General features: G+C 33.9%; 11 protein-coding genes. 6 read left to right on the top strand and 5 right to left on the bottom strand.

What is annotated here, in order from left to right; all coding sequences use genetic code 11:
• The first annotated feature begins 102 nt into the window (after nt 1-102).
• The 4 genes from lrgA to msrB all read left to right on the top strand — a co-directional run bounded on the left by lrgA (nt 103) and on the right by msrB (nt 3692).
• Entirely contained in the window at nt 103-534 is a 432-nt protein-coding gene (lrgA, locus tag F8162_RS07325; RefSeq protein ID WP_151630102.1) for an antiholin-like murein hydrolase modulator LrgA, read from the top strand.
• A gap of 36 nt (nt 535-570) precedes the next feature.
• Complete coding sequence (lrgB, locus tag F8162_RS07320) at nt 571-1263, top strand: antiholin-like protein LrgB (protein ID WP_000168869.1); 693 nt, start codon at nt 571-573, stop codon at nt 1261-1263.
• A gap of 328 nt (nt 1264-1591) precedes the next feature.
• Entirely contained in the window at nt 1592-2635 is a 1044-nt protein-coding gene (locus tag F8162_RS07315; protein ID WP_151630103.1) for an AI-2E family transporter, read from the top strand.
• A 91-nt stretch (nt 2636-2726) separates the two neighbouring features.
• Nucleotides 2727-3692, top strand: coding sequence for a peptide-methionine (R)-S-oxide reductase MsrB (gene msrB, locus F8162_RS07310; protein ID WP_151630104.1), 966 nt, complete (start codon nt 2727-2729; stop codon nt 3690-3692).
• A 28-nt stretch (nt 3693-3720) separates the two neighbouring features.
• Here msrB and F8162_RS07305 read toward each other — a convergent pair whose 3' ends face one another.
• Nucleotides 3721-6837 carry an efflux RND transporter permease subunit gene (locus tag F8162_RS07305; RefSeq protein WP_151630105.1) on the bottom strand — a complete coding sequence of 1039 codons (3117 nt, stop codon included), beginning with the start codon at nt 6835-6837 and terminating at the stop codon, nt 3721-3723.
• A 191-nt stretch (nt 6838-7028) separates the two neighbouring features.
• Here F8162_RS07305 and F8162_RS07300 point away from each other — a divergent pair, with 191 nt between their 5' ends.
• Nucleotides 7029-7901, top strand: coding sequence for a TetR/AcrR family transcriptional regulator (locus tag F8162_RS07300; RefSeq protein ID WP_151630106.1), 873 nt, complete (start codon nt 7029-7031; stop codon nt 7899-7901).
• A gap of 30 nt (nt 7902-7931) precedes the next feature.
• Here the strand turns inward: F8162_RS07300 and F8162_RS07295 are convergent, their stop codons facing one another.
• Nucleotides 7932-8903 carry a glycosyltransferase family 2 protein gene (locus tag F8162_RS07295; protein WP_151630107.1) on the bottom strand — a complete coding sequence of 324 codons (972 nt, stop codon included), beginning with the start codon at nt 8901-8903 and terminating at the stop codon, nt 7932-7934.
• Nucleotides 8904-8939: 36 nt separating this feature from the next.
• On the bottom strand, nt 8940-9323 hold the full coding sequence (locus F8162_RS07290) for a GtrA family protein (protein ID WP_000413281.1): 384 nt from the start codon (nt 9321-9323) through the stop codon (nt 8940-8942).
• A gap of 366 nt (nt 9324-9689) precedes the next feature.
• Between F8162_RS07290 and F8162_RS07285 the strand changes: the two genes are divergently transcribed.
• Entirely contained in the window at nt 9690-11150 is a 1461-nt protein-coding gene (locus F8162_RS07285) for a glycosyltransferase family 39 protein (protein ID WP_151630108.1), read from the top strand.
• Nucleotides 11151-11228: 78 nt separating this feature from the next.
• Here F8162_RS07285 and F8162_RS07280 read toward each other — a convergent pair whose 3' ends face one another.
• A complete protein-coding gene (locus F8162_RS07280; protein WP_151630109.1) occupies nt 11229-12686 on the bottom strand; it encodes a glycosyltransferase family 39 protein in 1458 nt (485 codons plus the stop codon).
• Nucleotides 12687-12776: 90 nt separating this feature from the next.
• Complete coding sequence (locus F8162_RS07275) at nt 12777-14330, bottom strand: ABC-F family ATP-binding cassette domain-containing protein (RefSeq protein WP_151630110.1); 1554 nt, start codon at nt 14328-14330, stop codon at nt 12777-12779.
• Nucleotides 14331-14558 lie beyond the last annotated feature (228 nt).

Below are 14558 nucleotides of genomic sequence, written 5' to 3'. Positions count from 1 at the left end.
TTTGTAACTAATTTTGTATATTTGACGTTCTGTTTTGTAAACGCTTACAGTTTTGTTTGTATCTTATACAATAAAGGTACCAAATCGAAAGAGGTGGCCAAAATGAGTACGAAAAAAGTATATAGTTTCTTATCACAAGCATTCATATTTTCAGCTATTATGTTAGTTTCTAATATTATTGCAACGCATTTACCAATTCCGATGCCTTCATCGGTGATCGGATTAGTCATTTTATTTAGCTTATTATGTTTGAAAATTATTAAATTGGAACAAGTTGAATCACTCGGAACGGCTTTAACAGGTATTATCGGATTCCTTTTCGTTCCATCAGGTATTTCAGTTATTAATTCTCTCGGTGTAATGGGACAATATTTTGTACAAATTCTAACTGTAATTGTTGTCGCAACAATTATTTTACTCGCTGTAACAGGGCTATTTGCACAATTCATTTTAGGAAAAGAAGACAAACAAACAGAAGATACAAAAGAATTGAAAGTAGTAAATAAAGGACGCAAGCACGGAAAAGTTGCGTAACCAATTTAGCGTATATATTGTTAGGAGGGAATGAACATGGCAAGCACAATGACTCCATATTTCGGAATTGTCGTTTCATTAATCGCATACGGAATTGGAACATTATTATTTAAGCATTCAAAAGGATTCTTCTTATTCACACCATTATTCGTAGCGATGGTATTAGGAATTGTCTTTCTAAAGGTAGGTAATTTTACTTTCGAAGAGTATAATACTGGTGGGAAAATGATTAGTTTCTTCCTAGAACCAGCAACAATCGCGTTTGCAATTCCATTATATAAACAAGTTGATAAGTTAAAAAAATATTGGTGGCAAATTTTATCGGCTATCGTAGTTGGATCTATTTGCTCAGTCATTGTCGTGTTCATTGTTGCAAAAGCAATTGGTCTAGATACAGCAGTAATGAATTCAATGTTACCACAAGCAGCAACAACAGCAATTGCGTTACCAATCTCTGAAAGTATTGGCGGTATACCAGCAATTACATCATTTGCAGTTATTTTTAATGCAGTTATTGTATACGCATTAGGAGCATTATTCTTAAAAACATTTAGAGTAAAACATCCAATTGCAAAAGGTTTAGCACTTGGAACAGCAGGTCACGCATTAGGAGTGGCAGTAGGAATTGAAATGGGTGAAGTAGAGGCTGCTATGGCAAGTATTGCTGTAACAGTAGTGGGAGTTGTAACTGTAGTTGTCATACCGATGTTTATGCCATTCATTGGCTAGTAAAACTTGCTTAAAAAAATGAGAAAAGCAAGCTATTTGTAGGACGGATTTCTACTGATAGCTTGCTTTTTATGTTACAGTAGTGGTAAGACCTATCTTAACAAAATGTAAGTTTCCTTAAATCTTCATTAATACTGTGTAGAATACGTTTTGAATTAGGTCATTGTATTGTAAAATAAGAAGTAAGCTACTATAGGATCTGCTAAGGGAGATCTATAATAAGCTTATAAAAATCTTTATATGAATGAATAATTAAAGGTAGAGAAGAGAGAAAAAATCTACTTATTAACGTTTTACTTTATAGGACAGGAGAGAGTACTCGTCGATTATGCAAATAAAAAACCTGTTTCAAAGCAAAGGATTTCAGAGGTTTCTCGTATTAGTAATACTTGCTCTCGTGTTATACGGGCTGCAAAGTATGTTGAATTTAATTTTAATTACGTTTATTCTCACGTATTTAATGGATCGATTCCAAAAGTTTATTTCCCGCAAATTAGATCATTTCATGCCCATTAATCGAAAGCTCATTATAGCGTTTCTATATGTAATGTTAATTGGTGGAATTGCTATTACGCTATTTAAATATTTACCAGTATTAACGATACAAATTTCACAATTGATTTATCAATTTAACGTATTTTTAAGAAACCCACCAGATAGTGAATTAATTAAGTATGCAGTGAATGCTGTCAATCATATGGAACTTTCGAAATATGTAGGACAAGGCGTTGACATTTTGTATAAATCGATTACGAATGTTGGGAAATTTGGCCTTCAAGTGTTACTTTCTTTAATTTTAAGTTTATTCTTTTTACTCGAGAAAGCACGTATCGTTGCTTTTACTGCAAAATTTAAAGAAAGCCGACTTGCCATTTTTTATACTGAAATTGAGTACTTTGGTAAGAAATTCGCACGTTCATTCGGAAAAGTAATCGAAGCACAATTTTTAATTGCAGTTGTTAACTGTGTTTTATCCGTTATTGCACTATGGATATTAGGATTCCCGCAATTATTAGGTTTAGCGTTAATGATTTTCTTACTCGGTTTAATTCCAGTAGCTGGGGTTATCATTTCGTTATTCCCGCTTTGTATGATTGCTTACAATATCGGCGGTATTATGTACGTTGTTTATATTTTAGTTATCGTAACAGTGATTCACGCACTTGAAAGTTACGTGTTAAATCCGAAGTTTATGTCGCAAAAAACAAACTTACCGATCTTCTATACATTTATGGTATTAATCTTCTCAGAACACTTCTTAGGTGTATGGGGATTAATTATCGGTATTCCAATCTTCATTTTCTTATTAGATGTCTTAGATGTGACAAGTGATGAAATGGAGAATGACGCCAAAAAAAATAAAGTGAAGTAAAGAAAAAGCATCGATGTTCGATGCTTTTTCTTTTATAACATGACGTTCCTTATGCCATACTGTAAGAAGAACATAGAATAGGGGTGAAAGAATGGCTGTAAATGAAAAGGTAGAGTTAGCTACATTTGCTGGAGGGTGCTTCTGGTGTATGGTTTCACCATTTGAAGAGATGGAAGGAATTATAGAGGTTGTTTCTGGCTATACAGGTGGTCATAAAGAGAGTCCAACATATAAAGAAGTATGTTCAGAAACGACGGGACATTATGAGGCAGTACAAATTACATTTGATGCAAATAAAATGCCGTATGAGGAATTATTAAATATATATTGGAGACAAATTGATCCGACTGATGTAGGTGGGCAATTCCACGACCGCGGACAGTCTTACGAAACAGTAATTTTTTATCATAATGAAGAACAACATAAAAAAGCAGATGCTTCAAAAGAAGAACTTGCAAAGAGTGGACGCTTTTCAAAGCCAATTGCGACAAAAATATTGCCAGCAGCTACGTTTTATCCGGCTGAAGACTATCACCAAGGATATCATAAGAAAAATACATTCCGCTACGAGCTATACCGTAAAGGCTCGGGACGAGATGCTTTTATTAAGCAACATTGGCCAAAAGATAATACTCATTTAAAAGAAAAACTAAATGAGATGCAGTTTTATGTAACGCAGGAAAATGGTACAGAACCACCATTTCGAAATGAGTATTGGAATCATAAAGAAGAAGGACTTTATGTAGACATCGTTTCAGGAGAACCGTTATTTACTTCTTTAGATAAGTTTGATAGCGGGTGTGGATGGCCTAGTTTTACGAAGCCAGTTATGTCAGTTAGTGTGAAAGAAAAAATGGATGTGAGTCATAATATGACGCGTACAGAGGTGAGAAGTAAGGAAGGAGATTCACACCTGGGGCACGTATTCCCAGACGGTCCAGGACCAGAGGGTCTTCGTTACTGTATTAACTCTGCAGCCCTTCGATTTATTCCAAAAGAGGAATTAGAGAAAGAAGGCTATGGTGATTTCCTAATCTTATTCGGAAATAAAAAATAACCTCGCAGTTAGCGAGGTTATTTTTTTGTTATTTTGCTTGTTTCTTTTTAAATTTGCTTAATACTTCATAAACGATTGGAACAATAAGAAGTGTTAATAACGTTGAACTTGTTAATCCACCAATTACTGTTACACCAAGCCCTTTAGAAATTAAGCCGCTACCTTCAAATCCTAATGCAAGCGGGATAAGAGCCCCGATTGTTGCAATTGCAGTCATTAAAATCGGGCGAAGGCGTGTTACACCAGCTTCTAATAAAGCTTCACGTGTTGATAGACCTTCATTTTCTTTATGAATAACGCGGTCGATAAGCACGATTGCGTTTGTTACAACGATACCGATTAACATAAGCGCACCAATCATTGCAGATACACTTAATGTCTCACCAGAGATTAATAAGGCAACAAGAGCCCCAATAATTGTGAATGGTAGCGAGAATAAAATTGCGAATGGTGCAAGGGCACCGCCAAATGTAACGACAAGAACGAAGTATACAATGGCAATCGCAGCTAACATCGCTAAGCCAAGTTGCTTGAATGATTCTTCAATATCTTTTGTAACGCCGCCCATAGAAACATCTACGCCAGAAGGAAGATCCATTTTATCTACTTCTTTTTGAACCGCGGCAGATGCTTTTGAAACATCATCAGATGTTAGTTTTGCACTTACTTCTGCATAAACACGGCCATCGCGGTGTTTCACTGTATTTGAAGTTTCTCCTTCTTTTACAGTCATCACATCTTTCACAGCCACTTCGTTACCAAGTGGTGTTGTAAGTTTTCGATTGGTTAAGTCATCTATAGTTTCATAATTTTGTTTTTCAGCTTCTACATATACATTGACATCTTTACCATCTTTTTTAATTGTTGTGAGAACAGGGCGATCGTGTGGATTAGAAAGTCCCATCCCAATTTGTGCAGCCGTTAGACCCATCTTACTTAGTTTTTCCTGATCTGCGACTAAAGTGTACTCTGCATATGTTTTTGCGATACTAGAGTCTATATCTTTTAAGTCTTTATTTTTCTTCATGATATTTTGAATATCTTTTACGACAGGTTTAATGTCTTCTGAGCTATCTCCGTAAACGTATAGTTTAATTTCATTACTACCGCCACTCGCTCCGAAATCTTGGTTTTTCCATTCGCCTTTTCCAGACATCTTCTGTAAATCTTTTACGACTTGTTCTTTCTCTTTTTCGAAGTTTTTCGTATCGTTATCATATTGCACGAAGAACATTGCCTGATTTGATTGACCAGGACTCATTGGATTTTCTCCGCCTAATGAGAACTGAATTGTTTTCACGTCTTTATTATCTTGGAAGTGCTTCTCGGCTTTCGTTGCAATTTTTTCAACGTCTTCTAACGTTTGACCTGGTTCAGGATTGTACGTTGTAATGATCATTTTTTCTTCTTCAGATGGTAAGAAGCTTACACCGATAACTGGCACAAGTGCAAGACTACCAACTAATAGAAGGACAGCGATACTTGATGTAATGATTTTATGATTTAAAGCCCATGCAAGTATACGTTTATACCCATTTGCTAATTTACTTGGTTTTTCTTCATGATGTACTTCTTTTTCCCTCATGCTCTCTTTCTTAAATAAAGAGTGAGCTAGCATTGGTACGATTGTAACTGCTACTAGTAACGATGCTAATAAAGCGAAGACAATAGTTAAGGCGAATGGCAAGAACATTTCACCAATCATACCTTTTACTAGTCCAAGCGGTAAAAATACAGCAATTGTTACAATGGTAGAAGACATAATTGGGATGAACATTTCCTTCGTAGCTTCACGAATTAAATCTTTCCCGCGCAGTTTCTCTTCTGATAACGACATTCGTCGGTAAATATTTTCAATAACAACAATGGAGTCATCCACAACGCGCCCGATAGCGACTGTCATTGCTCCGAGTGTCATAATGTTAAGTGTAATATCCATTTGTTTTATGACTAATACAGCAATTAATAAAGAAAGTGGTATGGAAACGACAGAGATTAATGTTGTTCGGATATTTCGTAGGAACAGCATAATAATAACAATCGCAAAGATAGCACCGAAAATAGCTTTGCTCAGCATTGTTTCTACTGATTTCTCAATAGGTGCACCTTGGTCGAATGTTGAAATAATCTCTAAGTCTTTATATTTTTTCTCAAGTTCTTTTACTTTATCCTTAACTGCATTTACAACGTCAACTGTATTCGCGTCAGCAGCTTTTACAATTTGAATTCCAATTGCTTCTTTTCCATTTGTACGGGAAATAGATTCCGCTTTTCCGACTTCTTTAATGTCAGCAATTTCGTCTAATGTAACTGTCGGAATCCCGTTCATAGCGGCTGGATTCATTTGCGGCATTTGTGCCCCAGCTCCAGCATTTTGATTACCTTGACCGCTCGGTGATGAAGGTATAGCCGGTATCTTTAATTCTTTTAATGCTTTTATTGTCGTAATATTTCCATCTACAACAACTGATTTTTCCGTGTCTTTAAATGTATATAAGCCAAGTGGTAAAGATACGTCCGATCCTTTAATTACATTTTTTACAGTATCTTCACTTAAACCTAATTCTTTCATCTTATCTTTCTTGAAGACAAGTTGTACTTCATCTACTTGTTGGCCTGAAATTTGAACAGATGCGACTCCATCAAGTCCTTTTAATCCTGGAACAACATTTTTTTCTACATTTTCAGTTAAGGTAGCTAAAGATTCATTTTTACTTGCTACGCTTAACGAAATAACAGGAAAGGCATTGAAGTTTACACGTGAAACTTTCGGATCCTTTACGCCTTCTGGCATTTTCACATTTGCGAGAGCTTCTTTAATTTCGGTTTCGGCCTTTTCCATATTTTTATCAAAATCATATTCTACCTGAATAGAAGATGCGTTTTGAAAAGATGATGAACTAACAACATTTACACCACTTAAATTTTGTAGTTGCTCTTCCATCGGTTTTGAAACTTTATCAGCTACTTCTTCCGGTGTAGCACCAGGATAAACCGTAGTTACTGTTACAATTGGTGTTGTAATATCAGGAATTGTTTCCAGCTTCATGTTCAGCCCAGAATAAATACCTGCAATGGTAACGATAATGGTTAGTAGCCAAACCGCGAACTTATTTTTTAACGAGAAATTAATGATTTTGTTCATGTTTGCGCTCCCTTTGTATTGTATTGACCAACTGGTCAGTCTAATACATAATATAACTGACTGATTGGTCAGTAGTCAATGAAAAGAGATGGTATAATAAAAGTGAAACTTTAATCAGTGAATAATTTATTATCTGTAAATAGCGAGATATATTTATGGTAAGATGCGAGATTAAATTTAGGAGAGACAATATGAAAGAAAAAGAGCGCTTAATTATAGAGTTGGCTATGAAGTTATTTGCGAATAAGGGTGTAAATGCGACATCAGTGCAGGAAATTGTGACAGCTTGCGGTATATCTAAGGGAGCTTTCTATTTATATTTTAAATCGAAAGACGAGCTTTTATTAGCGACACTTCGATATTATTATGACAAGATTCAAAATAAAATGATGGATATTGAAAAAGAATCGTTATTGCCGCGTGAAAAATTCACAAAGCAATTGCATTGTCAGTTTAACGATATACAAAAGCATAAAGAATTTATTATTATGCATGCACGGGAAAATGCTATTCCTTTTAATAAAGATGTGGAAGAATTTATGATGCGGATGAAATTGGAGTCCCACGCATTTTATCGGAATAGTTTATTGTCCATTTATGGTGAAAAGGTTATACCATATTTATTAGATTTAGTAATTATGGTAGAAGGGATCTACCGCGGATATTTAGAATTAATTATTCTACAGGCTCCAGAAATTGATTTATCTTATGTCTCTGCTTTTATTTTGAAAAGGGTGGATGATTTAGTAGATGGATTGGTAGAATCCTCAGAAGAACCCGTGTTACATGAAGAAAAGCTTGGGGAATTCCTTTGTAAATCAGAGCTTATTAAAGAGCAGGTGAAGGAACACTTTTTAAAGGAAATTATTGTTTTTAAACGCACATTAGCTGATCAACTTGAAGATGAGGAATTGCTTGTTACATTAGATGTCTTGGAGGCAGAAATGAGAATGCAAAATCCAAGAATTCCAGTTATCCAAGGGATGTTGTTTAATTTAGAAGCATATCCAACTTTAAAAGAATTTCGTTTGAGGCTCATGGGCTATTACAATATAAAAAGGTAACAATGATAGTTCTCATTGTTACCTTTTTTATTATGCATTCACTGTTTCTTTTGTTTGTGTAGTCTCTTCTTGCTCAATATTGATTGTCTCTTTTACGATATAAATCGGACGGTTCTTACTTTCGTCATAAATACGAGCAATATATTGGCCGACGATTCCAAGACCAAGTAACTGAATGCCGCTAAAGAATGTAATAGCGACCATAATAGACGCCCAACCTGTTTGCGTACCAGTGCCAATAATTTTTACAGTAATTGTATATAGTAAGACAATTATTGAAATGAGAACTGATAATAAACCTATAGACATAACGATACGTAATGGCTTTGTTGAAAATGCAATAATGCCATCAGATGCAAATTTAATCATTTTCTTTAATGGATATTTTGTTTCACCAGCAAAGCGCTCATCGCGTTCATATTCAACATAAGTTTGGCGGAAGCCAACCCAAGACATCATACCGCGGATGAAGCGATTGCGCTCAGTCATTTGATTAAAAACATCAGCTACTTTACGGTCGATGATTCGGAAATCACCAGTATCTTTTGGGATATCGATATCAGACATGTAGTTTAAGAATTTATAGAAATATTTAGCTGTTAAAAGTTTAAACCAAGTTTCACCTTTACGTTGTTTACGTTTTGCATAAACAACTTCATATCCTTCTTCCCATTTTGCAATAAGTTCAGGAATAACTTCAGGTGGATCTTGTAAGTCTGCATCGATAATTACAATAGCATCACCTTTTGCAGCAGCAATACCAGCTGTAACGGCTACTTGATGTCCAAAGTTACGTGCAAAATTAACGATTTTTGTACGGTAATCATTTGCTGCAATCTCAGATAAGATTTCCATTGTACGGTCTGTGCTACCGTCGTTTACAAAGACAAACTCGTAATTAATATCATTTTGAAGCATAACGGACTTTAAACGGTTATAACATTCCTGCGCTACTTCTTCCTCGAAGTACATAGGAACTACAACCGAAATTAATTTTTGCATGTTGTATCCTCCGTAGTTTTAATAAGTTGTTCAAGTTTAATTAGTAGCCTTTTCAGTTTGGTTGAATGTCCAAATTTTATTAAGAACAAAATTTATAACCATTCCGACACCAATTGCAAAGATTTGTGCAATTAATGCATTAAAGGTAAGTTTATCTACTAATATAAATAAACATAATGTATTAAAAGCCAATACAATTAAATTTACAGTTAGAAATTTAAAGAACATTGACGTGCTTTTATTATTAGGTTTAAACACCCAATTCTTGTTCCAATAGTAGCTATTGGCAACACCAATTAAATAGGCAATGGTATTCGCAATAAGGTAGTTCATTCCAAATTTTAATAATATCCAAAAGCTAATAATTGTAATGAGCGTATTAAAGATTCCTACTAAACCAAACTTTAAGAGTTTCTCCATAATAGTATCCTCATCTTTATAAAATATATAAATAAAACAGGAAATGTAGAAAGGTTATCTACATAACAACTATCAATTATAGCATAGTTTATATTGAAACGTTAATGCAATTGAGTAAATCTAATGTTTTTGTAATTTAAACGTATAATCAAATATATATACTTATTTGTATAAATGTTTATTCAATTGATTAAATATAAAGAATTGAATATGGAAATATCAACCTGATTCATGTATAGTGATGTGTGATGTGGTTTGTACGCTATTATCGGGGATACTTGAACATTTATTAAGATGATAAAGTTCTTCAGTTTTATACAGTATATAACGGTATTTTTGTACCAATGTTTAAAGGAGTAGATTGTATTGAAATTATTTTTAAAAGGGTTATCGACTCTTTCTACACGTGCAGTATACATAATATATGTCTTTTTTGCCTCAATATTAGTGGTGGATTATTTTTCGGATACGCAAAAATATAATTACACAATGATAGTAACTGGGGTCGTATTTTTATGTACAATTGGGTTTTATGTACTTAGAAAAAGTTCTTTATATCTAGAAAAATTAAATGAGAAAAAATGCTTTTTTGTGTTAGTAATTATTTGCTTAGCAGTTAAATTAACGTGGGTTCTTACATATAAAATTCAGCCATTAGTTGATTATGCTACATTTTATTATACTGCAGAAGCATTGAGTAAAGAATTTGTTATTGATAATAATTATATTGCATTATTTCCACATATTTTTGGTTACGCCTCATTTTTAAGTATTTTCTTAAAAATATTTGGAGCTAGTCATATGGTAGCGCCTATCGTAAATGTTGTTTTAACTACAATATCAATGGGATTAATATATGTTATATCTAGAAAAATTGGTGGAGTTAGAACAGCCATAACAGCTAGTATTTTATGGATAGTATTGCCTTCACAAACGATTTATAACATGTTTGTATTGTCAGAGCCGTTGTATTGTACAATACTATTATTAATTTGGGCAGTTATGATAAGCGTTCATGAGAAGATTCACAATATAAGTATAAAAAAATTACTTGTGTACTCGATTTTATTAGCGGCACTACTTGCATTAATGAATATGGTACGACCAATTGCAGCTGTTCCAATTATAGCCCTAGTCATATGGTTATTTATTATTAACACGAAGCACATAGGAAATAAAAAAATATTATTAAACAAGGTAGTATATGTAGGAGTTATCGTTATTGGGTATGTTATTTTTTCTTCGGTGATCAATCAGTATATAACATTACGTTTAGGTGAAGAAATAGCATCAGCACCAGGATATAATGTTTATGTAGGGTTCAATCAGGCTGAATCCGGAAAATGGAATATGCCAGATGCAGAATTGTTGTTTGAATATAATAATAAACCAGGGTGGACTGCTGAGGATTCTCAACAAAAAATGCTAGAAGAGGCGAAGAACAGAATACTAAACGACAATATCGATTTTATGAAATTATTTTCGGATAAATTCTTTGTCTTTTTAAGTGAAGATAGTGCGGCAGTTTCTTACGCCGAGCCTGCATTAGATAATGTAGTAAGATATACCGTGGCATCTAATATTTTTTATTACTTCTTAATTGTGACTTCAATATTAGGTGTATTAATAATGATAAAAAATAAAACTAAATCTATCCTATTTATGATTTGCTTATATACAATAGGGTTAACAATGGCGCAGTTATTAGTAGAAGTGGCATCACGATATCATTATTCAGCTACAATACCGATGATAATTTTGTCTGCCTTTGGTATAAATTACGCTTACAGTAAAAAAGAAAATATAGATATAAATAAAAAGGCATGAGTTCGGTATTGCACCGGGCTCATGCCTTTTCTATTTCATTTTCATTTATTTTAATAATAAAATACTTATTAATTAAAGTTACACTTTTGAAGACTTTCTGTTCGATATAAATCGATAGCATAAATATAGCCCGTAACTTTGAATAATCGTAAAGCTAGGAATGATGAAGTATCGGTATCTTGTTTGGTATTCAATTAAGAAATGAACAGTTATGTAACCGATTATCAACAATAAAAATAGTGTATAATGCGTGTTATTTTGCTTAGTCAACACGAGATAAACAAGCGCCAATGTGCTAAAGAGCATAGCTGTAATGTACATATACTTTTCATATTTCGTAAGGTCATCTTTTAAAGTAATCATATCATTATCTGTGTCCCCAAGTGTCAGTAAACTCCATAATGGAGCGGAGTCGTAATCTGCCCACATGAGTGTGAACTTATCACCAAATAAAGATAAAACTTTTTGTGGATCAGCCAGTCGTTCTTGAATCAGCTTCTTTTCAGCAGCTTTGCGTTCTTCACCGATTTCAAGGGACATAATATATTCTGCATCTGCTGCAGAATAGCCACCCTTTGTTTCATGGTTAAATCCTACTGTGAATTTCCAGAGAGGGTCACGGTTAGATAGTGGATATTGTGTAATTCCAGCAGATATAAATGAATAACTTATAATGTAATGTACAAGGTAAAATACGACGAAAATTCCACAAAGTTTTTTAATGGAAGTGAAGATATCTTGTTTTGATTTCCCTAACATACCTTGTAAAAAGACATAAATAGTTACTGCAATTAGGATGATAGCACCAAGTGGGCGCATGATATCACCTAAAGAAAGCGAAATCCCTATAAAAATCCACATATATTTATGGCTTAAGCCTTTTGTAATTAATAAATAAAACCCAAGATAAAATAAGAATGTAGCCAAATGTTGATTTGTTAGGACTGAGCTTAATACGATGCTTGGGATATATATTGCATATAGTAAACCAGCCAGACGTCCAGACCACTCATTAAAGATGTGAGAAGTTATTTTGTAAATGAGTAATGTTGTTCCTGTGCAATATAATACGTTTAAGAACTTTAGAAGGAAGGTTCCTTCGCCAAATAAATTAATAATAAAAGCTTGGTACATTGTGAATCCAAGTTGATAAACCCATGAAGTATAATATGTACTTTGGGCGAAACTAAAATCTCCTTTAGTTGCTTGCACGGCACCATTGTACATCATAGCAAAATCCGATTCGACAGGAGTTTGGATATTAAGAACCCAGATGAATCGAATAGAGAAAGCTAAGATGATAAGTGAAATAGTGAATATTAGTTTTGACATATATTTGTTAGAAATATAGCCAATTAATAAAAATAGAAGCCCTATCATAATAATAATTGGGACTATAATAAGTAAACGAGTGTGGGCTTGTTCTCTAACTACGTATACTGATTGCCATGTAATAGCTGCAGAAATAATGAGACATAGCACTAACAAGGATTTCACACAAAATGTATTAAGTTTTAGAAAAAATGGACTTTGCATTATAAGTAAAAACTCCTTATTGAATTTAATTGCTATTTTAAGGGGAAATCCCTTTACACACTAGGTGTGTAAAAGGATGATTTCAGGTGGTTAAGAATTTTCTTGGGCCCATTTTTCTACATCCCAAGTTTTTGTTACCCAATCTTCATAAAAGTCTGGTTCGTGGCATACAAGAAGAATTGTTCCTTTGTATGCTTTCATCGCTTTTTTCAGCTCTTCTTTTGCTGTAACATCAAGGTGGTTTGTTGGCTCATCAAAGAGTAGCCAGTTACTTTCTTCACCCATTAGTTTACATAAACGAACTTTTGCCTGTTCGCCACCGCTTAATTGATTCAACGGACGAGAGATATGTTCGTTTTTCAAACCACATTTTGCTAACATTGCACGTACTTGATGTTGGTCTAAGCTAGGGAATGTATTCCAAACATCATCAATTGGTGTTATATTATCAGCTTTCACTTCTTGCTCGAAGTATGATGAGTTTAAGAAGTCGCCAAGACTAGTTTTCCCGCTTAATGGTTTAATCTTACCTAAAATCGTTTTTAATAGTGTTGACTTACCGACACCATTACATCCAACAATTGCAATTTTTTCACCACGTTCAATTGTCATCGTTAATTTCGGTAATAACGGATGTGTATATCCAATTTCTACATTTTCCCCTTCGAAGACAAACCGGCTACTTGCACGACTTTCTTTAAAGGAGAATTCAGGTTTAATAGCTGTTTCAGGACGATCGATACGTTCCATACGATCAAGTTGTTTTTGACGACTCTTTGCACGGCCAGTCGTTGAGTAACGAGCTTTATTTTTCGCAATAAAATCTTCCTGCTTTTTAATAAACTCTCGTTGCTTTTCATAAGCGTTTATATGTTGGTTCTTATTCATCTCCGCTAGTTCTAAGAATTTTTCATATGTCGCTGTATAACGCGTCATTTTTGTAAATTCGAGATGGAAAATAATATCAACACATTTATTCATAAACTCCGTATCATGGGAAATTAATAGGAATGCGTGTGGATATTCTTTTAAATAAGTTGTTAACCAATGAATATGTTCAACGTCTAAATAGTTGGTCGGCTCATCTAATAGTAATACTTCTGGTTGCTCAAGTAATAACTTTGCAAGTAATACTTTTGTACGTTGTCCACCACTTAATGCAGCAACATCACGATCTAGACCGATTGCGTCAATTCCAAGTCCACGCGCTGCTTCTTCAATTTTAATATCTAATAAATAGAAACCGCCTGCTTCAAGAGCATCTTGAATTTCTGCCATTTCCTCAAGAAGTTCTTCTAATTCTTCTGGTGTAGCAGTTCCCATTTTTTCTGCAACTTCATTTAATGCTTTTTCTTTTTCAAATAAAGGTAAAAATGCATCTGCTAATACATCACGAATTGTGCGACCGGGTGTTAAAATTGTATGTTGGTCTAAGTAACCGTAATTTGTGCCAGGTGTCCATTCAACACGACCTTCATCATGGATAAGCTGACCAGTAATTATATTCATAAATGTTGATTTCCCAACACCGTTTGCCCCAACTAATCCAACGTGCTCTCCTGCGAGTAAGCGCATGGATACATCTTTAAATAATGTGCGATCACCAAATGTATGACCTAATTTTTCAACAGTTAATAAGCTCATAATGTCCTCCGTTCATTTCTAAATAGTGTCTTGAATCATGATACTAAATTCTTGGATAGAATGCTATCATTTCAAAAATGTATATTTTTGAAAATAGATTTTTTTATTATTTCGGAAAAATATATAGGCGTTCTGTCTAAAACTCCATATTATGAAGGATTAAAAGAAACAATTATATATATGAGTAATAACAGTAAATAAAAAGTCGCCTTCTCTCTCGAATTTATG

Origin of the sequence: Bacillus sp. CH140a_4T (assembly GCF_008923725.1) — a bacterium.
Classification (GTDB): domain Bacteria; phylum Bacillota; class Bacilli; order Bacillales; family Bacillaceae_G; genus Bacillus_A.
The sequence above is the reverse complement of the archived record's forward strand: the minus strand, read 5'-3'. Positions and strand labels throughout refer to the sequence as shown.